23 protein-coding genes are annotated in these 24,361 nt (G+C 63.2%); 6 read left to right on the plus strand and 17 right to left on the minus strand.

Annotation, left to right across the window (positions count from 1 at the left end; translation table 11 throughout):
• Positions 1-5: 5 nt before the first annotated feature.
• The 5 genes from tpx to BKA07_RS14230 form a co-directional block, all read right to left on the minus strand.
• Positions 6-506 carry a thiol peroxidase gene (tpx, locus tag BKA07_RS14210; RefSeq protein WP_167951463.1) on the minus strand — a complete coding sequence of 167 codons (501 nt, stop codon included), beginning with the start codon at positions 504-506 and terminating at the stop codon, positions 6-8.
• Positions 507-585: 79 nt separating this feature from the next.
• On the minus strand, positions 586-2,739 hold the full coding sequence (locus BKA07_RS14215) for a bifunctional metallophosphatase/5'-nucleotidase (RefSeq protein ID WP_167951464.1): 2,154 nt from the start codon (positions 2,737-2,739) through the stop codon (positions 586-588).
• A gap of 100 nt (positions 2,740-2,839) precedes the next feature.
• The gene (locus BKA07_RS14220; protein ID WP_167951465.1) at positions 2,840-3,811 is read right to left on the minus strand and encodes a DUF368 domain-containing protein; all 972 of its coding nucleotides are present in this window, start codon (positions 3,809-3,811) and stop codon (positions 2,840-2,842) included.
• 54 nt (positions 3,812-3,865) lie between these two features.
• Positions 3,866-4,255, minus strand: a complete 390-nt coding sequence (locus BKA07_RS14225; RefSeq protein ID WP_167951466.1) for a VOC family protein — start codon at positions 4,253-4,255, stop codon at positions 3,866-3,868.
• Between the two features lie 92 nt (positions 4,256-4,347).
• Positions 4,348-5,181 carry a thioesterase family protein gene (locus BKA07_RS14230; RefSeq protein ID WP_167951467.1) on the minus strand — a complete coding sequence of 278 codons (834 nt, stop codon included), beginning with the start codon at positions 5,179-5,181 and terminating at the stop codon, positions 4,348-4,350.
• Positions 5,182-5,289: 108 nt separating this feature from the next.
• On the opposite strand from BKA07_RS14230, the gene BKA07_RS19830 reads away from it, so the two are divergent.
• Positions 5,290-6,273 carry a GNAT family N-acetyltransferase gene (locus BKA07_RS19830; RefSeq protein WP_342449079.1) on the plus strand — a complete coding sequence of 328 codons (984 nt, stop codon included), beginning with the start codon at positions 5,290-5,292 and terminating at the stop codon, positions 6,271-6,273.
• 82 nt (positions 6,274-6,355) lie between these two features.
• Here the strand turns inward: BKA07_RS19830 and BKA07_RS14245 are convergent, their stop codons facing one another.
• Complete coding sequence (locus BKA07_RS14245) at positions 6,356-8,626, minus strand: LPXTG cell wall anchor domain-containing protein (RefSeq protein WP_167951468.1); 2,271 nt, start codon at positions 8,624-8,626, stop codon at positions 6,356-6,358.
• A gap of 320 nt (positions 8,627-8,946) precedes the next feature.
• Positions 8,947-10,896 carry an LPXTG cell wall anchor domain-containing protein gene (locus tag BKA07_RS14250; protein ID WP_167951469.1) on the minus strand — a complete coding sequence of 650 codons (1,950 nt, stop codon included), beginning with the start codon at positions 10,894-10,896 and terminating at the stop codon, positions 8,947-8,949.
• Positions 10,897-11,141: 245 nt separating this feature from the next.
• Between BKA07_RS14250 and BKA07_RS14255 the strand changes: the two genes are divergently transcribed.
• The 3 genes from BKA07_RS14255 to BKA07_RS14265 are packed head-to-tail and all read left to right on the plus strand — an operon-like array spanning position 11,142 to position 12,931.
• Positions 11,142-11,606, plus strand: coding sequence for an META domain-containing protein (locus tag BKA07_RS14255; protein ID WP_167951470.1), 465 nt, complete (start codon positions 11,142-11,144; stop codon positions 11,604-11,606).
• On the plus strand, positions 11,603-11,923 hold the full coding sequence (locus BKA07_RS14260) for an META domain-containing protein (protein ID WP_167951471.1): 321 nt from the start codon (positions 11,603-11,605) through the stop codon (positions 11,921-11,923). The genes BKA07_RS14255 and BKA07_RS14260 overlap by 4 nt, the downstream gene beginning before the upstream one ends.
• Positions 11,924-12,931 (plus strand): DUF808 domain-containing protein, encoded by a 1,008-nt coding sequence (locus BKA07_RS14265; protein WP_167951472.1) that lies wholly within the window; start codon positions 11,924-11,926, stop codon positions 12,929-12,931. It begins immediately after the preceding gene.
• 73 nt (positions 12,932-13,004) lie between these two features.
• On the opposite strand, the gene BKA07_RS14270 is transcribed toward BKA07_RS14265, so the two are convergent.
• The 7 genes from BKA07_RS14270 to BKA07_RS14300 all read right to left on the minus strand — a co-directional run bounded on the left by BKA07_RS14270 (position 13,005) and on the right by BKA07_RS14300 (position 18,974).
• Positions 13,005-13,847 carry an ABC transporter ATP-binding protein gene (locus BKA07_RS14270; protein WP_167951473.1) on the minus strand — a complete coding sequence of 281 codons (843 nt, stop codon included), beginning with the start codon at positions 13,845-13,847 and terminating at the stop codon, positions 13,005-13,007.
• The gene (locus tag BKA07_RS14275; protein WP_342449080.1) at positions 13,844-14,968 is read right to left on the minus strand and encodes a FecCD family ABC transporter permease; all 1,125 of its coding nucleotides are present in this window, start codon (positions 14,966-14,968) and stop codon (positions 13,844-13,846) included. The genes BKA07_RS14270 and BKA07_RS14275 overlap by 4 nt, the downstream gene beginning before the upstream one ends.
• Positions 14,965-16,032 (minus strand): iron chelate uptake ABC transporter family permease subunit, encoded by a 1,068-nt coding sequence (locus BKA07_RS14280; RefSeq protein WP_209043982.1) that lies wholly within the window; start codon positions 16,030-16,032, stop codon positions 14,965-14,967. The genes BKA07_RS14275 and BKA07_RS14280 overlap by 4 nt, the downstream gene beginning before the upstream one ends.
• 85 nt (positions 16,033-16,117) lie before the next feature.
• Positions 16,118-16,612: a SufE family protein gene (locus BKA07_RS14285; protein WP_167951474.1), complete on the minus strand. Its 495-nt coding sequence runs from the start codon at positions 16,610-16,612 to the stop codon at positions 16,118-16,120.
• Positions 16,612-17,520, minus strand: a complete 909-nt coding sequence (locus tag BKA07_RS14290; RefSeq protein WP_342449081.1) for a sulfurtransferase — start codon at positions 17,518-17,520, stop codon at positions 16,612-16,614. Before BKA07_RS14290 ends, BKA07_RS14285 begins: the two co-directional genes overlap by 1 nt.
• Positions 17,521-17,659: 139 nt before the next feature.
• Positions 17,660-18,448, minus strand: coding sequence for an alpha/beta fold hydrolase (locus BKA07_RS14295; protein WP_167951475.1), 789 nt, complete (start codon positions 18,446-18,448; stop codon positions 17,660-17,662).
• Between the two features lie 31 nt (positions 18,449-18,479).
• Positions 18,480-18,974 carry an SRPBCC domain-containing protein gene (locus BKA07_RS14300; protein ID WP_167951476.1) on the minus strand — a complete coding sequence of 165 codons (495 nt, stop codon included), beginning with the start codon at positions 18,972-18,974 and terminating at the stop codon, positions 18,480-18,482.
• A 72-nt stretch (positions 18,975-19,046) separates the two neighbouring features.
• Between BKA07_RS14300 and BKA07_RS14305 the strand changes: the two genes are divergently transcribed.
• Positions 19,047-19,505 (plus strand): NUDIX hydrolase, encoded by a 459-nt coding sequence (locus BKA07_RS14305; RefSeq protein ID WP_167951477.1) that lies wholly within the window; start codon positions 19,047-19,049, stop codon positions 19,503-19,505.
• A 12-nt stretch (positions 19,506-19,517) separates the two neighbouring features.
• Here the strand turns inward: BKA07_RS14305 and BKA07_RS14310 are convergent, their stop codons facing one another.
• Both BKA07_RS14310 and BKA07_RS14315 read right to left on the minus strand, forming a co-directional pair.
• Complete coding sequence (locus BKA07_RS14310; protein WP_167951478.1) at positions 19,518-20,474, minus strand: iron-siderophore ABC transporter substrate-binding protein; 957 nt, start codon at positions 20,472-20,474, stop codon at positions 19,518-19,520.
• Between the two features lie 33 nt (positions 20,475-20,507).
• A complete protein-coding gene (locus BKA07_RS14315) occupies positions 20,508-21,482 on the minus strand; it encodes a helix-turn-helix transcriptional regulator (RefSeq protein ID WP_167951479.1) in 975 nt (324 codons plus the stop codon).
• Between the two features lie 81 nt (positions 21,483-21,563).
• Here BKA07_RS14315 and BKA07_RS14320 point away from each other — a divergent pair, with 81 nt between their 5' ends.
• Positions 21,564-22,877 (plus strand): FAD-binding oxidoreductase, encoded by a 1,314-nt coding sequence (locus BKA07_RS14320; protein WP_167951480.1) that lies wholly within the window; start codon positions 21,564-21,566, stop codon positions 22,875-22,877.
• Here the strand turns inward: BKA07_RS14320 and BKA07_RS14325 are convergent.
• On the minus strand, positions 22,852-24,339 hold the full coding sequence (locus tag BKA07_RS14325) for an amino acid permease (protein ID WP_167951481.1): 1,488 nt from the start codon (positions 24,337-24,339) through the stop codon (positions 22,852-22,854). The two genes, BKA07_RS14320 and BKA07_RS14325, sit on opposite strands and share 26 nt — an antisense overlap.
• Positions 24,340-24,361: the final 22 nt, after the last annotated feature.

Raw genomic sequence — 24,361 nt, forward strand, 5'->3', positions numbered from 1 at the left:
GGTGTTCAGGCGCCGAGTGCGGCGATTGCCGAGTCGTAGTCGGGTTCGGTGCCGATATCATCGACGAGCTGTTTGTGGACCACGGTGCCCTTTTCGTCGAGCACGACGACGGAGCGGGCCAGCAGTCCGGCGAGAGGACCATCGACCATCGTCACGCCGAATTCCTTGCCGAAGGCGCTGCGGAAGCCTGATGCGGTGGTGACGTTGTCGATGCCCTCTGCCCCGCAGAAGCGCGCCTGCGCGAAGGGAAGGTCATTGGACACGCACAGGACTGTGGTGTTCTCCAGGCCCGCGGCGAGCTCATTGAACTTGCGTACGGAATTGGCACACACACCCGTGTCCAGGCTCGGGAAGATGTTGAGCACAACGCGTTTGCCCGAGGTGTCCGCGGAATTGATTTCACCGAGATCATTGCCCACGAGGCTGAACGCCGGTGCCTGCGCGCCCTTGTCCGGAAGCTCGCCGACGGTCTTGACCGGCGTGCCCTGGAATGCTGTATTGGCCATGCTTCGTTCTCACTTTCGATCGTGATCATCCCTGTCGGTCCCCACCCTACGTGAGATGGCGGACGCGAGAATCGGTCGTTCAGGTCCGACGACGCCGTGCGAACCAGACCAGTCCTGCGCCCAACGCGATGATGGCTGCCGCAATCCCGATCGTGCTCGCCAGTTCCTCACCGGTGCGCGGGAGCTCGCCACCGGCGTTCGCATCACCGCTGCCGTCGGACGGGTCGGACCCGTTCGCCGAGTCGGCTCCGTTGGACGCGTCGGATCCATTCGCCGAGGTGGTCCCACCGTCGGCATCGGCTGAGACGTCAGCGGTCTCATCGGCCATCGCGCCGTCGGCGCCGTCGCCGCCGTCTGATGTGCCGTCGGCCTCGGATTCTGCTTGAGCATCGGCTTCGGCCTGCGCTTCAGCCCCGGTTTCATCATCGCCACCGGGGCCCTGGGTACTTGTGACCACGCGCCAGTTCTCGTCGTAGAAGTCATGGGGATCGACAACCTCGTTGTCTTTCACCCAATCGATGAGTGCCTGACGCACCTCGACCTGTTCGTTGTAGACCTCGTTCAGATCGTCCACCGGGTAGTCGCCGCCTCCCGACTGCCGGTAGTTGTTGATCGCCAGGATGAACGTATCGTCGTCGCCGACCGTCTTGCCGTCTTCGTCGGTGAGGTTCTCGATGCGTTCTCCGACCGGTTTGGACACGTTGATGTCGTAGTCGATGCCCGAGAGTGCGTCGTAGTTGTAGTCGGGTATCGGACGGTCCAGTTCCTCGTCGATGGCGTTGGTGCCGGTGGCCGGGTCGAAGTCGGCGCCTTCTTCTGTCTGTTTGAAGTAGCGGGCGGAGTACTCGAGGTAGTCACGCAGCTGTGATCCGCTGATCTCGACTCCGCCGAGCGTATTGTCGAAGACGTAGAGTCCGGCGACGTCGCGGATGGTGATGTCGCCGGCGGGGAATTCCGCAGTTCGACTGAACGGCGAAGCTTGGGAGATGACGGGAACGTCCTCGTATTCGGTGTCTGCCATGGCGGCTTCGACCGTCTCGGACTGCACATTCGAGATGAAGTCGAGGATCGCAGTGTCCTCATAGTACGAGGTCGAGGCGCTCATGGTCTCGGTCACCGACCCGATCGTCGTGTTGACGTAGTCGATCGTCTTCCGGTGCTGAGAGTCGATGAGGTCTGCGATCTGCGGATCCTCGGCCACATCGCCCTGCGTGGCCAGGGAAATGGCTTCGGGTTCGGCACTCCCCCAGTCGATGCTCATATCCGCGACATCGATGGGCAGGTCCACCTCGGAGACGGACCGAGCCCAGTAGTTGGGCTGGGTGATGAGAGCCTTCGTGCCGTCAGCGCGAGTCACGACCTCGCTCGGCTCGTTCTGGTGGGTGTGCCCGGCGACGAGGACGTCGACGCCGGGGACCTTCGCGACGGAGGTGCTGACGTTCTCCTGCAGCTTCGAGGGGTCCCAGGTCTGGCCGTCGGGGTCTTTGCCCGAGTGTGAGAGTACGACGACGATGTCGGCGCCGGCGTCCTTCATCTCCGGGACGTACTTCTTCGCGGTCTCGACGGGATCGTCGAAGTGGACCTCGCCGGAGAGGTTGTTCTTGTCCCAGATGCGGCTGCCGGGAGTCGTCACGCCCAAGACGCCGATGGTGATCTCCTGACCGGAGACGTTCTTCTCCACGAGCGTGTAGGGATCGAGGTGGGCCCTGCCGTCATCGTCATTGATGACGTTCGCGCCCAGGACTGGGAAGTCGACCTGCTGCGTGTACTTCGCGAGCAGATCGAGACCGTAGTTGAACTCGTGGTTGCCCACTACCTGGGCGTCGTAGCCGACGTGGTTGTAGGTCTTGGCCATCGGGTGCGTCTCACCGGTCTCGGTGATGCGTTCCTGTTGTGCGTAGTAGTAGGTCAGTGGGGTGCCCTGGATCGTGTCACCGTTGTCGACGAGGAGCACCGAGTCCTCACCTTTCGTCTCTTTCACACCGTTGATCAGGGTCGATGCCCGCGACATGCCCAGCTCTTCCCCATCCGGATAGGGCGCATCGGCGAAGTAGTCCCAGTTGAGGACGTGGCCATGGACATCGGTCGTCGCCAGAAGGGTGAGTTCACCGGTGTCCGCTTCCTGCTCCTCGTCCGGTGGCCCGCTGCCCAGCCCCGTCGCCGAGGCGGCGGCTGGTCCTGCAACGATGAGCGTCAGTGCCAGTGTGGACGAGGCCAGGGTTCGCAAGCGCATGAGTCTCCAGAGATCGTTGTGATTCAGATCTCCCACTCTAGTCCGAAATACCCCGAATCTGAGCGAACCCTGAGCAAAATATGCACAAACTGTGTTGGCCCTATTGCTCGTGAAGGTTGTCCTTCGCGGTCTTCGACGCGAACGCGGACTCGATGACGATGAGAACAACCACGATGATCGCTCCGACGACGGCGAGGACGATCGGCATCCAGATCGGATCGAACGGAGCGAGCAGATCCCCGGCTTCCCCGGAGGACTGCCACGGCCAGAGTGCACGCAGAGAGCCGAGCATCAGGCCTGCCATCGCGACCAGAGTCCACCACCGGTGGTTGTGCAGGAAATAGCGCAGGATGTTGACGAAGACCGCCAGGCCGAGGATCGCGCCGAGCATGAACACGCCGAGGTAGACGAGGTCGCGGTCGTTGACCGCGCCCAGCGTGGTGGCGTAGAGACCGACCGCGAGGAGGAAGAATGACCCGGAGACTCCGGGAACGACGAGGGCACAGATGGCGATGGAGGCGACGAAGAAGACGGCGATCAGCGGTGGATCGGCAATGTCGGATCCTCCGGCCAATCCGGTCATCCAGAATGCCAGTGCGGCAGCGGCAAGAAAGACGAGTATGCCGAGCAGCAGCGGTTGTCCCGAGCGTGGAGGCAGCATCCGCAACGGAACAGCGATGCTGGCCGCGACGAGGCCGAAGAACAGTCCGCGAGCCATTTCGGGGTTGGCGGTGACGAAGGCTTCCATCACTCCGGCGATGCTGAGGACCGCGGCCGCCATGCCCAGGAGGACCGGGATGACGAGGAGCCAATCCGTCCGGCGCAGCTCTGCGACTGCCCCTCGCCATCGGTCCGGGCCGGTGATCACGGTTTTGGCTGCCTTGACGACATGAGCGGCAGAGTCGATGAGCTGGTCGTAGACCCCGGTCACGAGGGCGATCGTACCGCCAGAGACTCCGGGGACGAGTTCGGCGGCCCCGATCAGAAAACCGCGCAGCAGATCGAGGGGAATCAGTGCCCTGGAGCGGGTGGAGGCTTCGCGAACGGACACCTCGGAGTTGGGATTCGTCATAGTGTCTTCAGCCTACGAGATTGACACTCCCATGTCCCAAGAATGGGGTCGAAGTCACTGGATCGACTCCTGCGGTGGCGGTGTCTTCCGGCCGATGTCGAAGACATTGCCCTCAGGGTCTTTCAGAGTGGTCCATTCGATGCCGAACTCTTCGAAGGACGCCACCTTTTCCGCGCCCAATGCCACAGCACGTTCGACATCGGCAGGATAGTTCGGGTCATCGAGATCGATGTGCAGCGGGTTCTTGCCCTCGCCGCGCTCATCGACTTGGAGGAAGAGCATGCCAGGAGTCGTCGACTCGGCGTTGTGGACACCTCCGATGCTGGCGACGAATTCGTTCGCACCGTCATCGAGGTCGACCTTGAGGAGTTCGGACCAGAAGATCGATTGGGTTTCGACGTCTTTGCAGTCGAAGGTGATGCTCAGTGATGACAGGGACGCCATGGCTGGTGGTCCTTTCGTAATGGTCTCTTCTTGATCTCACACTCTAGACGCACACCCTGACGCGCAGGTGTCTTCACCTGAAACCATGACGGTCAGTCCCGTGGCTGGCGCGCCAACTGTCGGGACTGGGCGACGAGTCGGCCCTCCGAGTCCCAGAGATCGCAGTCCTCCTCGAACATGCCACCGGCGATGTTGCGCGTCTGGAGTCTGACCTTGATCCAGCCCGGGGCCGGGATGGCTCGCACATGCGCTGTGAGCTCCATCGTCGGTGCCCAGTTGAAGCGTCCCAGATCGAACATCACCGGTGGGAAGGCGTCGAGGAAGGCGAGCAGGGACAGGGGGTCGGGTTCGGCGTCGTCGGCGAGTCGAATCCACCCCTGCAGCAATCCTCGACCGCTGGGCTGACCGGAGGCGAAACCCGCCGTGCCAGGATCGAGCCTCATGTCGTAGCGATGGACGATAGGGGCGGATTCGACGAAGTCGATGGGCGCCTCGGCGATGGTGATGCACTGGTCCGGATCCGGGACATCGGGCGGAGCCGCCGTCGTCGCCACATCGTCCGGCAGGTCTGCAAGGTTGCCCATCGTGGCCAATGCAGTGATCTTCGGTGCGCCGTTCTGGGCCAGGTCGACGGCGAGTGTGGCGCTGGACCGGCCTTCGCGGATCAAGCGGGTGGTGATGTCGGCTCGGCCTCCCTGGCTGGGGCCCAGATAGTGGGTGGACAGGACCAGCGGGTCGATCGCGTTCGGGCTGTTCGCGCGCAGAGCCTGTGCCGCTACGCTGAGGAGGTATCCGCCGTTCACTGCTCCGGCGACGGACCAGTCCTCGCGAAGTTCGGCGGTGAATGAGGTCTCCGATTGACGTTCGACTGCGGTGGCGGAGGCAAATTCGCTCAGGTGTGATTCGCTCACATTCGTTTGACTCATGTGGTTCACATTACCAAGTGCTGAACAATCGTCCGGTCAGTGCCGTTCGCATTCAACGCTCGACGTCGCCACTCCCCTCTCCCGTTGCTTCCGATTAGCCTGGTGCTCATGAGCATATCCCTGTCACGCCTCGATCCCGATGGTGCCGATCGTCAGAGTCTCATCGGTTTCTTCACCAACAACGACTTCCCTTTCCACGTGCGCTCGGAGCAATGGCCCGTCAGCCAGGTTGAGGAGATGATCGACTCGGGTGCCTTTCGCAGTGACGACAACGACACCTTCTGGCTCCACGATGACAATCTGGGCACCCTCGGGTGCGTGCGACTCGAGGACCTCGCTGATGACACCCCCGTCTTCGACCTGCGTTTGGCCACGGAGTATCGCGGACGAGGACTCGGCGCCTCATGTTTGCGGGCTGTCACCGATCATGTTTTCGCGACCATGAACGTCGACCGCTTCGAAGGTCATACCCGCGATGACAACATCGCTATGCGGTCCACCTTCCTCCGCGCAGGCTGGTCGAAGGAAGCTCACTATCGACGAGCCTGGCCCGTACCGGGGCAGACGCCCAAAGACTCAGTCGCCTATGCCATTCTGCGCGAGGAATGGAAGTTCGGGGCGTCCGTCGATGTCCACTGGCACGATCTCCCGATGTTCCCTCCCCAGATCGAAGAAGACGTGGAATACACGTCGAATTCTGTTCCCGAGGCCGGTGAGCTCCTCGAACTCTATCGGGCAGTGGGTTGGACGGCGTATACCCGGGACCCGGCCTCACTGCACTCCAGCGTGATGTCATCGACACATGTTGTGTCCGCTCGCCGTGACGGCGAGCTGATCGGCTTGGCACGAGCTGTCAGCGACTTCGGTTCGATCGTGTACCTGCAGGACGTGCTCGTCCGGCCCGATCACCAGACCCGAGGTATCGGTCGGGAACTCGTCACCAGCGTCCTCAAGTCGTTCGTGGGAGTCCGGCAGAAGGTTCTGCTCACGGATACCGGTCCCGGCCAGAAACGGTTCTACCAATCGTTGGGGTTCAGCGAAGTATCCGAGTCCGACGGCTCGGAAGTTCGGGCCTTTGTGAAGTTCCGATGACGACGAGAGCACCCCTGGTCCAAAAACCAGGGGTGCTCTCGTGAACTCTCAGAAGATCAGTGGCTGATCGGGTGAGCTATGCTCAGTTCTTCTTGTTCCGACGCATGGTCAGGACAACTGCGGCTCCACCGACAACGAGGAGTCCGGCACCGGCAGCCAGGCCGGTCAACTCAGCACCGGTGCGAGGCAGATCGGACCCGCCGTCTCCACCGTCACCATTGTCGCCGCCGCCGTTGCCATCCTCATCGGCAACAACGCTGAACGACCCGGTCAGCGCCTTCTCATCGTCCGTATCGTTGGCTCCGGTCACCTGCACGTCGTACTTGCCCAGGTAGGCCGAAGGGTCGGATGCGTTGGTTCCGTAGATCGAGAAGGCGGCAACGCCGTCCTCATTCGCGGTCTCATCGAGGGTGATGCCCTCAACGTTCTCCGGACCGGCGACAACTTCCAGGGAGACGTTTTCGCCCTCATCGAAGCCCTCGACCGTGATCTGCACGCCCTTGTCCTCCTTCACGAAGTCAGATGCGGCAACTTCCTTGGGCTCAATGGAGATCGTGCGCTCGTCCGGAGCCTCGCCGTCCTTCGAGCCGTCGGAGTCAGCATTGGACTCTGCATTCTTGGCGTCTGCAGCGGCATCGGAGTCGCTGCCGTCGGCGTCAGCATCAGTGCCGTCGGCGGCTTCAGCAGCGTCGTCGGCTTCTTGCACGGTGACGATGAATTCGGTTGCGTCCGACTCCACACCGTCCACGACAGTGGTCGCGGTGTATGCGTATTCGCCGGTTTCAGCAGGAGCCTTGGCAGTGAATTTACCACTGTCATCGGCGGTGACGGTGGTCGAGTCATCAGTAGCGGCCTGAGCCTCGTTTCCTGACTGAGCGCCTGCGTCCTCCGCAGGTGCCCACGACAGCTTCACGTCAGCATTGGGCACAGCCTGCCCGGTGATCTGTCCACCTTCGTCGACAGTCTGGTCCTCAGCCGTGGGTTCTTCAGGTGCGTCTGGTGCTTCAGCAGCCTCGACGGTCAACTTGAAGGCAGCGGCTTCGGAGGTCTGGCCGTCGACGGTCGCAACTGCCGTTGCGTCGTATGTGCCTTCTGCGGAAGGCCCGGCAACTGTGAAGTTGCCGTCGTTATCGGCCGTGGCGGTTGCTTCACCGTCAGCCGTCCCCGTCCACGTAACTTTCACCTCGGCGTTTGCCGCAGCCTTACCGCTGATCGCACCCTCGGGCTCGATGACCTGGTCCTCGACTGTGGGAGCAGCCGGTGCCTCGGGGGCCTCATTCGGATCTTCAAAGGTGAAGGTCTCGCCCGACTTTTCGAGTGAATTGTCCAGATCGGCGACCCAGGTCCAAGCGAGGTCTTCGGGGCCACCCGAGATGACACCAACCGCGGTGTCTCCCTGGTAGACGGCGCCGCCCGAGTCACCATGGTCGGAGAATGGACCCGCGTCCGATGTCACTTCGAAGCCGTGGACTGCACGGCCACCGATGTTCTGGTATTCGAACGCTTCAGGGTCGTCCAGCACTGTGCCTTCGGTGACACCAGTCGTACGACCGGACTTATTGATCGAAGCTCCGGGCGTTTCGGTGCCGATCTGCGAGATCTTCGTCGTGCTCTTGGACAGGTCGTCGTCTTCGGCTGTGGTCCAGTCGGTCACTTCCGCCTTGCTGGTGAAGCCGTCCGCCACATCGATGACTGCGAAGTCAATGGCTTTGTCCTCATCGGCAACCTGATCGTCATCGGTGATCTCGGAGCCGTACTGGTGGAATCCCCAGGTGCCCGGAGCTCCAGTGCCGGCCGGCTGGAAGCCGTCGCCGCCGGCTGCTTCAGCCGTGGACGGCTTCTCAAGATCGATGATCCTGTCTTCGGCACCGGTCGTCGCATCGACCGCGCAGTGACCAGCGGTCAGAACAACCTGGTTGCCGCTGGAATCCCAACCAGCGAATCCGGTCGAGCACGCACCGATCGAGTCTGCGTTCGACGGGACGCTCATCAGATACCCGGCGCCTCCGACGAGGTCTTTGGCGCCCTGTGGCTGAGCCTCTTTGTATTTCGAGTCTACGATGACCTCGACGTTGTCATACTTCGAGGCCAGCTCCGCGACCTTGTCTGTCTTTGCCGACACTCCCAGCACAAGAGTGTCGCCCTTGACTCCGAAGCGGCCGACTTCAGAAGCCAGGTCGCCGTTGTCGTCCGCGAGGTTCTTGTGCACCGCGGTCTGCAGAGCAGCATCGGTTTGTACGTTCAGGTCTGGCTTATCTGCTGCGGCAGCGGGACCGGCGACGAACGCGCTGCCCAATCCCAGCGCCGCTGCCGCTGTAAGCGCCAGCGAACTCTGCGCGAGTTTCTTCTGCATACTTCCTGTTCTCTCATTCGGGAGGATTCACAACACTCGCCACAGCTCTGGCACTTCGAGTTCCGAGGACAGGAGTCGATAACGAGTTAATGACCTTGGTCACGAACAGGTTACGGGCTGATACAGGAACTACCAAGAAAGTGCGCATGAAACCGTGAACTAAATGACCGAAACAACAAACGTTGCTAAAACGAACCGGGAATGGAGGCCAGCCCATTCGCTCGGTTCCTGCACACAGATAAGCAGAGCGCCCCTGGTCCGAAGACCAGGGGCGCTCTGTGGACTCTCAGACAGTCATTCGATGACCGTGTGAGTCATATTCAGTTCTTCTTGTTCCGACGCATGGTCAGGACAACTGCGGCTCCACCGACAACGAGGAGTCCGGCACCGGCAGCCAGGCCGGTCAGCTCAGCACCGGTGCGAGGCAGGTCAGATCCGCCATCTCCACCGGCACCATTGCCGTCATCGTCCTTGTTGCCGTTGTCTCCGTCATCGTTACCGTCGTCGCCATTACCGCCGTCGTCGTTTCCGCCGCCGCCGTTGCCGTCTTCGTCCTCGACAACGTTGAAGGACCCGTTGAGAGCCTTCTCTTCATCGGTGTCGTTGGCTCCGGTGACCTTCACGTCGTACTTGCCGAGGTAGACCGAGGGATCGGTCTCGCTCGTGCCGTAGATCGAGAAGGCCGCTGCGCCGTTCTCATTGGCGGTCTCGTCGAGGGTGATGCCTTCGACGTTCTCGGGACCGGAAGCAACCTCGAGGGTCACCTTCTCTCCCTCTTCGAAGCCGTTGACCGAGACCGTGACGCCCTCATCTTCCTTCACGAACTCGGAAGCAACGATTTCCTTGGGGTCGACGTTGATCTCGCGCTCGTCGGGAGCAGGAGCCTCGGTCTCTTCTTCCTCAACCGTGACCTGGAACTCGACGGGCTTGGAGTCTTCACCATCAACCGCTGCGGTAGCGGTGAAGTCGTATTCACCTGCGGCCTCGGGGCCCTCGACCGTGAAGTTGCCGTCCTCGTCGGCCTTGACCGTCTCGGATCCGTCTTGTGGTTTGGCTTGGGTGCCCTTGGCAGGCTCCCATTTGACCTCGACCTCGGCGCCGGCCTCGGCCTTGCCGGTGACGTCGCCCTTGGGCTCGATGGTCTGGTCCTCGGCCTTCGGTGCGGCCGGAGCCTCGGGAGTCTCTTCGCCCGGCTTCTCGAGGTTGAAGTCGACACCGGACTGCTCAAGGGAGTAGTCCAGGTCGGCAACCCAGCCGAACTCGCCGCCGTCAGAATCAGGTCCACCGCCGGAGATGACGCCGACTGCGGTGTCGCCCTGGAAGACGGCGCCGCCCGAGTCACCCGGCTGCGAGAACGGATCAGACGAAGGTGAGGACACGCCGAAGCCGTGGACCCAGCGTCCGCCGACGTTCGAGTACTCGAATGGGTACTCTTCGAAGGGAATGACTTCACCCTCGGTGTGTCCGGTCGTACGACCGGACTTCTCAACGGTGCCGTCTTTGTGCTCGCCGACCTCGGTGATGTCGGTGGCGAGGCTCGTCGACAGGTCGTCGGAGTCTGCGCTCGACCAGTCGGTGACACCGTTCTTGACGTTGTACTTGTCCTTGTCGACGTTGATCACTGCGAAGTCGATGTCGGAGGGCTTCGGATCCGTCCAGTCGTCTTCGGGCCCTTCAAGCAGGTCGCCGCTGCCGTAGCTGTGGTATCCCCACTCGCCGATGGCACCGACGTTGTTGGGCTGGAATCCTTCGCCGCCATTGGCTTCTGCGGTGGACGGCTGCTCGGTGTCAGCGATCTTGGTGTCACCGTCGATCTCGCCCGAGGCGTCATCGATGACCTTCGAGCAGTGTCCTGCGGTCAGGACAATCGGATTGCCGTCGCCGTCCCACCCGGAGAATCCGGTGGAGCAAACGCTTTTGCCCGCAGGCTCCTCAGCCAGGTAGCCGGCACCGCCGACGAGGTCCTTCTTTGCATAAGGCTTGAGTTCCTTGATGCCGTCGACAACGTTGATGTTGTCGTACTTCTCCGCAAGGTCCTTGATCTCATCGGTCTTCTTCTCAACACCGAGGTTGAGCTTTCCGTCGGACTCGCCGTAGGCATTGACGCCTTCGAGGCCGGAGAGCGCCTTCTGCACATGTGCGTCGTTCTGCACATCCAGCTTCTGCGGGCCGCTGTCGGCCATTGCAGGGGATGCGACGAACGCGCTGCCCAGACCGAGCGCCGTGGCGGCGGTCAGTGCCAGCGAACTCTGAACGAGTTTCTTCTGCATACTCTTTGGTTCCCTTGATCGGATTCACTGTTGCGTCTGCCTGTGCTCTCTTCGACCCGCGGTGCAACTCTTGTGCGGACGTTTCTGAGAACAGTCTTTCAGCCACGTGAAAGGTTACGGTTTGGCAACGATCGGAAGCAACCACAATGGGTCTTGCCGGTGAACACAATTTACAAAACCTGAATTGGCCTGCAATACGCTGTCTTCTCCAGGAAGCTGCCACGCCTGACCGTTATGATCGGTGCATGCCTATCGACACTGACAAAAGGCCTTCGAATGCGCTCAGACGTGTGCTCGGAGTCGCTGTCCTCGGCCTTGCCCTGCCCCTCGCTGCCTGTGGAACGGGTTCCGAACCGAGCGAGCCCACCAGCTCCACAGCAGCGGAGCCCAGCACTCCCTCGGATTCGGCGGACTCTGCGGCACCCGATCCCACCGGCCGCTGGTCCTCACCGGAGGCCGGGGACCCGTTCCTCGAGTTCTCCGAAGACGGACAGGTCAAGGGCTCCGACGGATGCAACCGCATCGAGACGACATGGGAGGTCGACGGAGACAAGATCCTCATCACCCCCTTCACCACGACCCAAAAGGCCTGCGCGGGAGTGGACATGTGGCTGTCCGAGGCGTCGTCGGCGACCATCGAAGGCGACGTCATGAAGATCGCCGACTCCGGCGGGGACGTCGTCGGAGGATTGGAGAAGGAAGACCAATGACCAATTCAGTCAACGGCAGCTGGGTCAGCTCCAAGCCCGGATCCACCGCATTTCTCAAGTTCACGGACGACGGATCAGTTTCGGGCAGCGATGGAGCCAACCGCATATCCACCACGTGGATGGCCGATGATTCAGGCGCAGTCATCGATTCGTTCCTCACCACTCAACGCGCGGTACAGGGAATGGAGAGATGGGTGGGCCGGACACACCGGGTCGAAGCCGACGGCGAGGAACTCAAGGCCTTCGACCAAGCCGGCAACCACCTCGGCGTCCTGATGCGGGACGCCGATGCTGACGAACCCGACGAAGGACGATAGATGGCCGGCGGTCTTTTCGCACTCCTCGACGATGTGGCAGCTCTCGTCAGGCTCTCAGCGGCCAGCCTCGATGATGTCGCCGCGGGCGCATCACGGGCAGGAGTCAAGGCTGCGGGCGTCGTCGTCGACGATGCCGCGGTCACTCCCAAGTTCGTCGAAGGCGTCAACCCCAAGCGGGAACTGCCGATCATCAAACGCATCGCCTTCGGGTCGTTGTTCAACAAGATCGTCATCATTCTGCCGATCATTCTGCTGCTCAGCGAATTCCTTCCGTGGCTGCTGACGCCCCTGCTCATGGTCGGCGGGACCTATCTGTGCTTCGAGGGCGCGGAGAAGATCTTCGAGAAGTTCGGGTGGATCGAACACCACGAAGAGCCGAAGAAGGAATCCAAGCACGGCAGGAAGGACGACGGCAAGGACGAGAAGAAGATCGTCCGCTCCGCCATCACCACCGACTTCGTGCTCAGCTGCGAAATCATGGTGATCTCACTCAATGAAGTGGCCAACGAGGCTCTGCTCCCCCGCGCCATCATCCTCGTCATCATCGCCCTGGCGATCACAATCGGTGTCTACGGAACCGTCGCCCTCATCGTCAAGATGGACGACATCGGCCTGCACATGGCGAAGAAGGAGAAGCCGGGCACGCAGAAATTCGGCCGGTTCCTCGTCAAGGCGATGCCCAAGCTGCTCGGCGGGCTGGCAGTCGTCGGCACTTTCGCCATGCTGTGGGTCGGCGGACACATCGTCCTCGTCGGCACAGACGAACTCGGTCTCCACGTCCTCTACGACTTCGTCCACCATCTGGAACAGCCCGTGGCCGCGGTCCCGGCCGTCGGTGGTTTCCTCGGCTGGCTGGTCAACACGTTCTTCTCGCTCATCCTCGGTGCCATCTGGGGAAGCATCGTGGCAGGAATCGCCATCGGCATCACCGCGCTGATGAATTCCGGGCACAAGGACGACGCCACAGCAGAAGACCCCGATGAAGGCAGAGGCTCCTCAGCGACCTGAGCCCGATCGGTGCAGCACACCCCGGATACGCGTGTCCCGGAGACCGCAGTTAGGCGTGCAGTCGGTTGACCTGTCAGCGATCCGCGACGGTCTTCTTCGGTTTGCCGGGAACGATCATGGGTGCTCCTGTGACCGGGTCGTCGATGACGGTGCAGTCGATGCCGAAGACCTGATGGACCAGTTCTGTGGTGACGATCTCGGCCGGCGCGCCCTGAGCCACGATGCCGCCGTCTTTCATCGCGATGATCTCATCGGCGTAGCGGCATGCCTGGTTGAGGTCGTGGAGCACGGCGACAAGTGTGTGTCCGTGTTCGCTGTTGAGCTGGGAGAACAAGTCGAGCAGTTCGATCTGGAAGGCCAGATCGAGGAATGTTGTGGGCTCGTCGAGCAGCATCAGCGGCGTCTCCTGCGCCAGGACCATGGCCACCCAGACTCTCTGGCGCTGACCGCCGGAGAGTTCGTCGACCTGGCGTGCGGAGAGCTCCTCGGTGTTCGTGGCTCGCAGGGCCGAGAGCACGGCGGTTTCGTCCTGGTCCGTCCACTGCTTGAGAAAAGACTGGTGCGGGTGGCGCCCCCGCGCTACGAGCTCACCTACCGTGATGCCGTCGGGGGCGATCGAGGTCTGCGGAAGCAGGCCCAAGCGCTTGGCGATGTGCTTCGTCTTCATCTTTGCGATGTTGCCGCCGTCGAGGAGCACGCTGCCTTTGACCGGGGTCATCAGGCGCGCCAGTGAGCGCAGCAGGGTCGACTTGCCGCAGGCGTTGGGCCCGACGATGACAGTGAATCTGCCCGGAGCGATCTCGACGTCGAGGTCGCTGATGACCTGCCGGTGGTCATAGGCGAGGTCGAGATCGTGGGCCGCCAGCGGAGCCGCTGTCGACGTCGCGTTCGTGGTCGTTTCGGCTGAGATGCTCATTGTGCCTTCCGAGCTTCTTGGATGAGGAGCCAGATCAGGTAGATGCCGCCGATGCACACGGTGACTACTCCGACGGGAAGTTGGGTCTCGCCCAGGCCGTGCTGAGCGATGAGGTCGGCGGCGACCAGCAGAAGAGCACCGACCGCGGCGGCCGAGAGCAGGCTGGTGCCCTGAGCCTTGGCGATCCGGCGACCGATCTGCGGTGCGGCCAGTGCGACGAAGGCGATGGGCCCGGCCGCGGCGGTGACGACGGCGACGAGCGCCACCGCCACGAGGATGAGTGCGGCACGGACGGGTTCGTTGCGGACGCCGAGGGCCTTGGACGTGTCGTCGCCGAGTTCGAGAGTGCCCAGGTCACGGGAGAAGAGTCCGCAGCCCAGGCCCAGGATCACTGTGCCGATGGCCGCAGGAAGCAGGGTCGACCACCCCATTCCGTTGAGCGAGCCGGCGCCCCAGGTGGCTGCGGCCATGGCGAGGTCGAGGTCGGCGCGCATGATCAGCCAGGTGTTGAAGGCGTTGAGCATTGCGGTCAGGGCGATGCCGACGATGATCAGACGGAAGCCCTGGACCCCTCCTTTCCACGTGAGGAGATAGACGATGAGGGCGGTGAGGATGCCGCCGACGATCGCCCCGAAGGCGGTGGAGACGAAGCTCGTGCCGAAGACGATGATGGTCACGATCCCGCCGGTGTAGGCACCGGTGGAGAAGCCGATGATGTCCGGGCTGCCCAGGGGGTTGCGCGTCAGCGATTGGAACACTGCACCCGAGACTCCCAGCCCCGCGCCGAGGACGATACCGGCGATGACGCGCGGCGCGCGCCACTCCGCCACGACGGTGTTGACGATCCGCCTGTCGGCCTGACCGAACAGCCCCTGGAAGACCTCGCCGGGTGTCAGGGAGAACTCTCCGAGCAGCAGGGCCGTGAATCCGCAGCCCAGGGCCGCGAGGGCGACGAGGCCCGAAGTGATGACCACCCGCAGGTCGATACGGAAGCCGAAGACGCGCAGCATGGGCCGGCCGAAGTTGATCCGCTCCCCCGGCAGTGCCCGTCGTCCCGGCAGCGCCCGGTGCCCCGACGCCGTTTCGGCCGGGCCGTCGATCGGTGAGTGCGACGATCTCACAGTCCGCTCGCCTTCTTCCTGCGCACGAGCGCGATGAGCACCGGTGCGCCGACGAAGGCGGTGACGACCCCGACCTGCAGTTCGCCGGGCTTCATCACCACCCGCCCGAGCACGTCGGAGACGAGGAGCAGAATGGGCGAGAGGATGACCGAGTAGCTGAGAATCCATCTCTGGTCCGGGCCGACGATCCAGCGGGCGATATGCGGAATCATCAGTCCGATGAAGCCGATCGGTCCGGCCGCGGCCGTGGCTCCGCCGGCCAGAAGCGTGACCGTGAGGATGGTGAGGATGCGTGTGCGGTTGACCGAGGTGCCCAGACTGGCGGCCAGATCGTCGCCGAGTGCGACGGCATTGAGCGAGTGAGCCAGGATCAGCGCGAGGACGATGCCGCCGATGATGAATGGTGCGACTGCAGTGATCGTGTCGAAGCCGCGGCCGGCGATGGCGCCGACGTCCCAGGAGCGGAAGGCGTCGAAGGCCCTCTCGTTCGTGAGCAGGATCCCCTTCGTCAGCCCCGTCAGCACTGCGGCCACGGCGACGCCGGCGAGGGTGAGTCGGATCGGGTCGACGCTGTGGTTCCGGCCGGAGGAACCGATGATGTACACGCCTGTCGTCGCCACGAGGGCACCGAGGAAGGCGAACCAGATGTAGCCGTTGATCGACGTGATTCCGAAGAATCCGACACCGATGGCCACGGCCAGTGAGGCCCCGGCGTTGACGCCGAGGATGCCCGGGTCGGCCAGGGGGTTGCGGGTCAGCGCTTGGATCAGCCCGCCGGCCAGCCCCAGGCCCATGCCGACGAGGATGCCGAGCACGGTCCGGGGCAGCCGCAGGTCCAACACGACCAGTTGGTCGTCGCTGCCGCTGGGTGCGAAGAAGGCTCCGAGGACCTCCGAGATCGCCATGTCACGGGCGCCGATGGCCAATGAGGCCAGCACCACGGCGAGCAATGCGATGATCGCGACGACGAGTCCGACGACGCGCTTGATCATCAGCGCCCGTGTCGTCTGCTGTCCGTTCCTCTGAGATGGAGTCGCCGAGGTGGTGGTGGCGAGACCGGTCATCGGAGGGTTCCTTAGTATCGGCTAATTAAGGGCAGGCTAACCACAATCTAGTCGATATCGTCCGAGCATCCAAACGATTCTTCGGTCAGTTCCCTGTGATCTTGCCGATCCTCTCCGAGGTCTGACGCTGAATCCGGGACAGCATCCCACTCATTCCGCGCAACCGCAGCGGGCTGACGATGTCCGTCATCGACAGCCTCAGGGGCAGGTCGGCCGGGATGGAGAGCACCACCTCGGCGCTCTGGCCATCGAGCCCCTCGTGGAGGATGCCCGCGAAGCCCCGCGTCGTCGGTGCCTCCGGCGGTGCCGAGAAATGCAATTTCACGATCGACTCGCCGCCCTTCTCGGGGTTCTCGACCTCGGTGACGAGGAAGATCGGCGACTGGCATTCGGGCACCTGCTCGAGCAGCTCGGGATGGTCACTGTAGCGCGCCGGCAGATCCGGCAGGTCCGAGGCGAATTCGAGCAGCACCTGCAATCGTTCCCCGGGTTCCGTCTCCGCGAAGTCGGCGATGATCTCGGTCAGGCTCTGCGGCAGGTCCGAGTTGTCGGCCCTGACTGCGTCCGTGTCGGCACTCATCAGCGCTTGGGCGCCTCGCCCGCTTCGGGTCCGGTGGTGATGGGAACGCCGACGACGTTGCCCCATTCGGTCCAGGAACCGTCGTAGTTGCGGACGTTGTCGTAGCCGAGCAGGTGTTGGAGGACGAACCAGGTGTGGCTGGAGCGTTCACCGATGCGGCAGTAGGCGATGACCTCGTCGGAGCGGCCGAGCCCGGCCTCGTCGGTGTAGATGGCCTTGAGCTCATCGGCTGATTTGAACGTGCCGTCCTCGTTCGCGGCCTTGGCCCACGGCACCGATGCTGCGCTGGGGATGTGTCCACCGCGCAGTGCGCCCTCTTCGGGGTATGCCGGCATGTGGGTGCGCTCTCCGGTGTACTCCTCGGGGCTGCGCACATCGATGAGCGGGCGCTTGCCGAGGCTGTCCCTGACCTCGGGCAGGAACGCCCGCAGGGTGGAGTCGTCGCGGTCGACGATGGGGTATTCGCTCGGTTCGGGGCGCGGCTTCTCGGTGCTCAGCTCACGGTCTTCGGCCTGCCATTTGGCGCGTCCGCCGTCCATGAGGCGCACGTCCTCGTGCCCGAAGAGGGAGAAGACCCAAAGCGCGTAGGCGGCCCACCAATTGGATTTGTCGCCGTAGAAGACGATCGTGTCATTGCGCGCGATTCCCTTGGCGGACATGAGGGCGGCGAATCCTTCGCCGTCGACGTAGTCGCGGGTCACGGAGTCATTGAGTTCGGTGTGCCAGTCGACCTTCACCGCGCCGGGGATGTGCCCGGTCTCGTAGAGGAGGACGTCCTCATCGCTTTCGACGATGACCAGACCGGGCTCACCCGCGTGCTCGGCCACCCATTCGGTGCTGACCAGTCGTGATCCGTCTGCGTATTCGGCGAATTTGGCCGTGGAATCGGCCGGGATCGCTGTGCTCACTCGCTCCTCCTCAAAGGTTGGTGGAATTGTGCCTCGTTGCGGTTCAACGACACTGCCCACCAGCATATTCCTCTCACCGGGTGGACTGTCGACGGGGCGTCACACGTGGGACCCGGCGCATCACACGTGAGCCGGGGCGTCATCGGCGGGTGAGGAACGTCTGCAGAGCGGAGACGAAGATCTGCGGCTTCTCGGAGTGCACCCAGTGGCCGGACCCCTTGACCGTGAGCAGCGTTGCGCGCGGGAAGAGAGAACGCATGAGCGGAAGGTCTTCGCGCGAGACGTAGTCCGATTTCTCACCGGCGATCCACAGCACGGGTCCGTCGAAGGTCGCCTCCCCCGTCGCGGGGAAGTCCCCGATCGTCGGCAGACTCGCATGCAGCAGCGTCAGGTTCGGCTGCCAGGCGTATCCCGCAGAGGTGGTGCGCAGATTCTGCAGCAGGAATCCTCTGATCGCGTCCTCGGGGATCTTCTCCTGCAGGGCTTCGTCGGCTGCGCTGCGGGATTCGATCTGCTCGAGGTCGAGTTCGGCGAGGCTGGAGAGCAGGTGTTCGAACACACCGAGCGAACCGCCCGCGGTCGGTGCGATGTCGACGACGGCGAGTCGGTCGATGAGCTCGGGGTGGCGCAGGGCCAGGACCATGGCGACCTTGCCGCCCAGGGAATGGCCCACCAGGTGGACGGGCAGGTCATCGGGATCGGTCACCTCGGCGATCGTCGAGGCTACGGAATCGGCCATGTCCACGTAGCTGAAGTCCTCGGTCCACTCGGAGTCTCCGTGGTTGGGCAGGTCGACGAGCAGGCTCGAGAACTCGGGTTCGAGGGCCTTGGCGATCGAAGTGAAGTTCTTGCCGCGGCCGAAGAGGCCGTGGAGGAACACGATGCGTTCACCGGAGCTGCCGATGAGTCTGGTGGCGATGTCAGTCACGCTCCCAGCCTACCCGGGACGCATGACCGGCTCACCGGGCGCCGGTGACCGCCTGCTCCAGAGCCTGCAGCGACTGATCGATGAATTCGGGGCTGACGACCGGGAAGCCGCCGAAGAGCTCGCGGACCTCCTGGGTCGTTCGGGACCAGTCGTAGGTCAGCGTCACCGTCGTCCCGCTCGTCGTCTCCTCGAGGTCATAGCGCCACCGCCAGCCGCCCGGGTCGACGTGTCCGTCCTCATCGGCTTGGCCGGGATCCCAGGCGATGGCACGGTCGGGGTCGAACGTGGTCACGGTGTTGTCGATCCGGTAGTCGCCGTTTTCGGCGTCGACGTGCATGTTCATGGAGAATATCTGCCCGGTGCGGGTGATCGGGTCGGGATCGATTGCGTCTCGCACCCAGTCGGTGGGTTCGGTGTCCCGATGTCGGGTGGGATCGCTGAGCACGGCGAAGATCGCCGAGGCGGGGGCATCGATCGTGCGTGTGCGGATGATGTGTTCGTTCGGGTACTTCGCTGCTTCAGCCATGCCATCAGCCTATTGACACCGGTCCGGCTTGGGAAGGGTCTGGCAGAAGGTGCTCCCGGGTAGGGTGAGTCCATGCACTTCTCCGATTACGACACACGACTCGCCGGGTATGCGGTGATCGTCAATGAGGACAGGGAAATCCTGCTCAGCTGGTTCAACGGCGGGAAGGAACCGGCGCATGCGCTGTGGACTCTGCCCGGTGGTGGGATCGAGTTCCACGAGAGCATCGAGGTCGGCACGATCCGCGAGATCAAGGAGGAGACGGGCTTCGACGCAGAACTGGTGCGGCCGCTGACGACGCACACGTTCACGGAGAACCGCAGCAATGCTTCTCGGCGCAGGTCGGCACCGCGTCCGTTCAAGGGCGTGCGCGTCGTCTATCAGGCCCGCATCACCGGGGGCATTCTCGGAACCCTCGAAGTCGACGGCACCACCGATCGGGCCGAGTGGCTGGCCATCGACTCGCTGACAGGCATCCGGCATGCGCGCATCATCGACATCGGCCTGGAGGCGTGGCGAACGGTGGCGTGAGCGGCCGATCGGCTACTTGAGAGTGTCGGCGAGGAGGTCTGGCATCTTCTCCGCTGCGAAGGAAGCCGAGAGAACCGAGTTGAGGGAGAATGCCTGTCGGACGTCGTTGAGGTCCTTCGTCAGCACCAGGCTGTGACCGTCCTCGACTGCCGGAATCCGTTTGAAGGCGGCGTTCTCGGTGATCTCCGCATCGGGGATGTAGATCGGGAAGGCGACGAGCAGATCCGCGTCGAGCTCGTCGAGCTTCTCCTCCGACACGGTGGCGGTGAAGCCCGAAGGTTCGAGTGCTGCAACCTTCTCCGACTGTTCGAACCCGAGCTGTTCCATGAACTGGACGCGTTCGGATCCCTCGACGTAGGCGCCCCAGCCTTCGGAGGTCTTGGCAGCCACGCTCACGGATTTTCCGTCGAACTCCGGATGTGCCTCACGTGCGGCCTCGTACTTCGCATCGAGATCCTCGAGCAGCTTCTCTCCTTCGTCCTCCTTGCCCAGGGCCTGGGAGACGAGATCGACCTGCTGGTCCATCGTGGTCAGGTAATTGTCGCCGCCCTCGGGCGCACCCACGGTCGGAGCGATCTCCGACAGCCGGTCATAGCGCTCCTGCTCTCCGGAGCTCTTCGTGTCGAGGATGAGGTCGGGTTCGAGGGCAGCGATCTTCTCGAAGTCGGGTTCCATCGTCGAGATGATCTCCGGAGCCTGGTCGTAGAGGTCCTCGGCCCACGGGCCGACGCCCTTGCCGCCGAACTCCACCCAGTCGGAGGCTCCGACCGGCTGCACCCCGAGGGCCAGTGCGGTCTCCGCGTCGCCCCAGCCCAGGGCCACGACCGTCTGCGGATCCTGCGGGACCTCGACGGAGCCGAACTTCGTATCGACGCTCGGCCCGGATGCAGACTCCTCCGTCCCTCCTCCGCCGCCGCAGGCGGAGAGAACGAGTACGGAGGCGAGCAGTGGGGCGAGAATACGGTGCATGGGTTCCTTCTTAAGTAATTAGGCGAGCCTAGCTTAACCCACAGTTCCCAGTCGCGCACGAATAGCCTCGAGCCGATTGAGCACTTCGCGATCGGCGGCAATTTGGAAGTCGGCATCGACGCTGAGCAAGGCACACAGGTACTCGACGACAAGATCGAGCGCATCAGCGCTCAGCCTCACCTCGCAACGTTGGTGCGTCAGCTCCGTTACGACACCGAAGATCGTGCCATGGTGCTTCGACCTCAGCTGTTGGGCCGAGATCTCAAAAGTCACGGTGGCGCTGAACCGATAGCGTGCCTCGGCGAAAGACTGGGTCACAAAGGACCAGGCGTCGAGCGCTTGGGGCTCGAACCGTTCATGACGGTGCTTGACCGAGCTGATGCGTTCGACCTTGAAGGAACGCCAATCGTCGCGATCGGAGTCGAAAGCGACCAGATACCAATACCCTGACATCGTGACGAGTTTATGCGGTTGCACACGCCGGAGCGTACGGGAGCCATCGCGCTTGACGTGTATGAATGACAACGCTTGATGATCAGCACACGCATCGGAGAGTTCGAGCAACACCTCGGTATCCGGCAGCCCGGCTTCACCACCGGGATCGGGATCAGGCCCGGCCTCAATCGATTGGACCAGTCGGTGATAGCGACGGCGGAGGCGCGTAGGCAGCATTCGTTCGAGCTTGATCCTCGCGCTGTCGGTTGCGACCTGCACACCACCCGAAACGGATTGGCCGCGCCCCTGGCGACTGGCGGTCGACAGACTCACTGCAATCGCCACGGCTTCCTCGTCATCGAATTGCAGGGGCGGCAGATTCGACGACTCCCCCAGGCTGTATCCCCCATCACGGCCGGTCCGACTGCGAACCGGATAGTCGAGTGACTTCAATCTCTCGATGTCTCTGCGCAGAGTACGAGACTCCACACCCAGGTGTTCGCTCAGTTCCCCGGCCCGCCACCACCCTCGCGATTGGAGGAGCGAGAGTAGACGCAGCAGCCTGCCGGGCATATCGCCGCTCGGAGTTCGACTGGACACAAGTCAATTCTATTGTGGTCAGGTTCGGTCCACAATAAATTCTACTGTGAGGGCATGAACTCGATCACAGGATTCCAAATTGACCATCCGCACTCGCCCGACCGCATCGCCAGCCCCCTGACCGCCACCGAGGTGGCCGCCGCTGTACGCTCCGAGCTGAGCTCCCGTTCACCCCTGATCGCCGTGCAATCGACCGGCCACGGCCGGACTGCGGGGATGCGTTCGGGAACACTCATCGACACCTCGAGAATGAATGATGTCGCCGTCGACCCCTCCACTTGCACGGTGACCGCCGGAGCCGGTGCCCGTTTCGCAGAGGTGATGGCAGCCACCGCACCCCATGGGCTAGCCCCGTTGTCGGGAAGTTTTCCCGGAGTCGGCATTGCCGGATACAGCTTGAGCGGCGGCGTTGGCCTTCTGTCACGAAAATACGGATTTGCTGCCGACAATGTCCTCAGCGCAGAAATCGTCACCCCGGATGGCGAAATCAGGATGGCATCCGCACAGGAGAACCCGGAGCTGTTCTGGGCCCTGCGCGGGGCTGGTTCGAATTTCGGCGTCGTGACTTCGTTGACGATGCGAGTATTCCCCATTGTGGAAGTGCTCGGTGGCTCTATCGAGATCGATCTGCGAGTCTCTCCCCAAGCCGGCCAGGTTTGGCGGGAGTGGGCGATGCAGCAGGGCCGGGACATGATGACTGCCGCTGCCATCTGCTCGGCGCCGACCAGTGCCGAAGACCTGCCTGCCTTCCTGCGCGGAATCCATCAGTTGCGGATACAGGTCGCATGGTCGGGTGGGACTGAACTCGGTCGGGCCGAAGTCGCACGCCTGGAGCATGCCCTGGTGGCTGCCGGGGCGGAATTCGCCTCGAGCATCGATGTCGTGCCTTTTGCGAGGACCGGCGAGATCTTTGCCGAACCGGACGAGCCCCACTCATATGGCAGTGAAGCGTTCTTCCTTCCCGAGCTCGGCGAGCAGACTATGGTGGACCTCATTGAAGCGAGTACCCCGGACAGGGTGCCAACCTTCACCGTCATCGGTCTGCGCCTGCTCGGTGGCGCCATGGCCAAAGCGCCCGAGACCGCGAACGCACTCGGACATCGCGAGGCCACATGGCTGTTTTCTGTATTGTCGCCTTTGAACGAGAGCGAGGAGACTCCGCTGCCCCACCACCTCACCATTGCCGGCGAGCTGGGAGCATCCGAGATCGGAGACGTGCTCCTGGGGCGCTCACTCAATTTCACCTTCCGGTCTTTGGACGCCAAAGAGATCGCCTCAGCGTTCGAGCCCGATGATCTGACACGGTTGCGTTCCCTGCGGGATCATTTCGATCCGCACAGGGTCATGCTGGCCCAGTTTGCGGTGTGATCGTCAGTCCTTCGACATCCATCTCGTCCAGACCCACAGTGCGTGAGCGACGCCCGGTGGCTGCTCGGTGGCCGAGCCACAGCAGCAGGAAGGCGGGCAGTCCGATGTAGGCAGAAGCCACCTCGAGGACATGGCCATTGGCGATGGCTTGGACGTTCTGGCCGATGATGACGATGACGAGCATGATGAGCGCAATGATCGGCCCGATGGGAAACAGCGGTGCCCGGTACGGCAGGTCAGCGACCTTGCCGCCCTGTCTGATGTAGGCGCGCCGGAACCGGAAGTGGCACCATGAGATGCCGACCCAGACGATGAATCCCGACAGGCCGGAGACATTGATCAGCCAGGTGTAGGCACCGCCGTCGCCCATCACCTCGGAGAGGAAGCCGAAGAGCCCGATGACCGCGGTGGCCAGCAGTGCCATGACCGGGACTCCGCGGTCGTTGAGTCGGGCGAACAGCCTCGGCGCGGTTCCCTCCTTGGCCATCGCGTAGAGCATGCGGGTCGAGGCGTAGAGACCGGAGTTGCCGGCCGAGAGGATCGCGGTGAGGATGACGGCATTCATCACCGACGCCGCCACGGCGATTCCGGCGCGTTCGAAGACGAGGGTGAAGGGCGAGGCGGTGACGTCCTCGTCGTTCGCCGAGGCCAGCAGCGAGGGATCGGTATAGGGCAGGAGGAAGCCGATGATGACGATCGCGCCGATGTAGAAGAGCATGATGCGCCAGAACACGGTGCGGATGGCCCGCGGCATGTCTCGGCGTGGGTCGGCGGACTCCCCTGCGGTGACTCCGACGAGTTCGGTGCCCTGGAAGGAGAACCCGGCGATCATGAACACGCTGACGATCGAGACCCAGCCGCCGACGAAGGGCGCCTGACCGTTCGTCCAGTTGCTCATGCCGGGTGAGTCGCCGCCGATGATGCCTGCGATCATGAGCACGCCGAGGACGAGGAACGCCAGGACCGCAGTGACCTTGATGGCGGCGAACCAGAATTCGCCCTCGCCGAAGGCCCTTGCCGACAGGAAGTTCAGCCCGGTGAGCAGGGCGAGGAAGATTGCGGCCCACACCCAGGCCGGGACATCGGGCAGCCAGAAGGACATGATGACCCCGGCCGCGACGAGTTCGGCCGCGAGGGTGATGGCCCAGTTGAACCAGTAGTTCCAGCCCATGGCGAAGCCGAAGGAGGGGCTGACGTATTTCGTGCCGTAGGTGTGGAAGGACCCGGCCACGGGCAGGTGGGTCGACATCTCGCCCAAGGACTGCATGACGAAGAGGACCATGATCCCGATCGCGGCATAAGCCAGCAAGGCGCCGCCGGGCCCTGCCTGGGAGATCGTTCCGCCGGAACCGAGGAAGAGTCCGGTGCCGATGGCACCGCCGATGGCGATCATCTGCAAGTGCCGTGACTTCAGCCCTCGTGTGAGTTCTCTCCGGCCCGCCGAGGTGGCTGCTGCGTCCATCGTGTTCCTTGCGTGTCGTACG

The organism is Brevibacterium marinum (assembly GCF_011927955.1).
GTDB classification, from domain to species: domain Bacteria; phylum Actinomycetota; class Actinomycetes; order Actinomycetales; family Brevibacteriaceae; genus Brevibacterium; species Brevibacterium marinum.

What these genes read in the sequence shown, in the direction of transcription:
- BKA07_RS14225 (WP_167951466.1), bottom strand. Translation starts at nt 4,255, where the DNA reads ATGGCGTCCCTGTCATCACTGAGCATCACCTTCGACTGCAAAGACGTC.
- BKA07_RS14265 (WP_167951472.1), top strand. Translation starts at nt 11,924, where the DNA reads ATGGCCGGCGGTCTTTTCGCACTCCTCGACGATGTGGCAGCTCTCGTC.
- BKA07_RS14320 (WP_167951480.1), top strand. Translation starts at nt 21,564, where the DNA reads ATGAACTCGATCACAGGATTCCAAATTGACCATCCGCACTCGCCCGAC.
- BKA07_RS14230 (WP_167951467.1), bottom strand. Translation starts at nt 5,181, where the DNA reads ATGAGTCAAACGAATGTGAGCGAATCACACCTGAGCGAATTTGCCTCC.
- BKA07_RS14215 (WP_167951464.1), bottom strand. Translation starts at nt 2,739, where the DNA reads ATGCGCTTGCGAACCCTGGCCTCGTCCACACTGGCACTGACGCTCATC.
- BKA07_RS14325 (WP_167951481.1), bottom strand. Translation starts at nt 24,339, where the DNA reads ATGGACGCAGCAGCCACCTCGGCGGGCCGGAGAGAACTCACACGAGGG.
- BKA07_RS14285 (WP_167951474.1), bottom strand. Translation starts at nt 16,612, where the DNA reads ATGAGTGCCGACACGGACGCAGTCAGGGCCGACAACTCGGACCTGCCG.
- BKA07_RS14305 (WP_167951477.1), top strand. Translation starts at nt 19,047, where the DNA reads ATGCACTTCTCCGATTACGACACACGACTCGCCGGGTATGCGGTGATC.
- BKA07_RS14260 (WP_167951471.1), top strand. Translation starts at nt 11,603, where the DNA reads ATGACCAATTCAGTCAACGGCAGCTGGGTCAGCTCCAAGCCCGGATCC.
- BKA07_RS14300 (WP_167951476.1), bottom strand. Translation starts at nt 18,974, where the DNA reads ATGGCTGAAGCAGCGAAGTACCCGAACGAACACATCATCCGCACACGC.
- BKA07_RS14250 (WP_167951469.1), bottom strand. Translation starts at nt 10,896, where the DNA reads ATGCAGAAGAAACTCGTTCAGAGTTCGCTGGCACTGACCGCCGCCACG.
- BKA07_RS14255 (WP_167951470.1), top strand. Translation starts at nt 11,142, where the DNA reads ATGCCTATCGACACTGACAAAAGGCCTTCGAATGCGCTCAGACGTGTG.
- BKA07_RS14220 (WP_167951465.1), bottom strand. Translation starts at nt 3,811, where the DNA reads ATGACGAATCCCAACTCCGAGGTGTCCGTTCGCGAAGCCTCCACCCGC.
- BKA07_RS14280 (WP_209043982.1), bottom strand. Translation starts at nt 16,032, where the DNA reads ATGACCGGTCTCGCCACCACCACCTCGGCGACTCCATCTCAGAGGAAC.
- BKA07_RS14245 (WP_167951468.1), bottom strand. Translation starts at nt 8,626, where the DNA reads ATGCAGAAGAAACTCGCGCAGAGTTCGCTGGCGCTTACAGCGGCAGCG.
- BKA07_RS14310 (WP_167951478.1), bottom strand. Translation starts at nt 20,474, where the DNA reads ATGCACCGTATTCTCGCCCCACTGCTCGCCTCCGTACTCGTTCTCTCC.
- BKA07_RS14270 (WP_167951473.1), bottom strand. Translation starts at nt 13,847, where the DNA reads ATGAGCATCTCAGCCGAAACGACCACGAACGCGACGTCGACAGCGGCT.
- tpx (WP_167951463.1), bottom strand. Translation starts at nt 506, where the DNA reads ATGGCCAATACAGCATTCCAGGGCACGCCGGTCAAGACCGTCGGCGAG.
- BKA07_RS14315 (WP_167951479.1), bottom strand. Translation starts at nt 21,482, where the DNA reads ATGCCCGGCAGGCTGCTGCGTCTACTCTCGCTCCTCCAATCGCGAGGG.
- BKA07_RS19830 (WP_342449079.1), top strand. Translation starts at nt 5,290, where the DNA reads ATGAGCATATCCCTGTCACGCCTCGATCCCGATGGTGCCGATCGTCAG.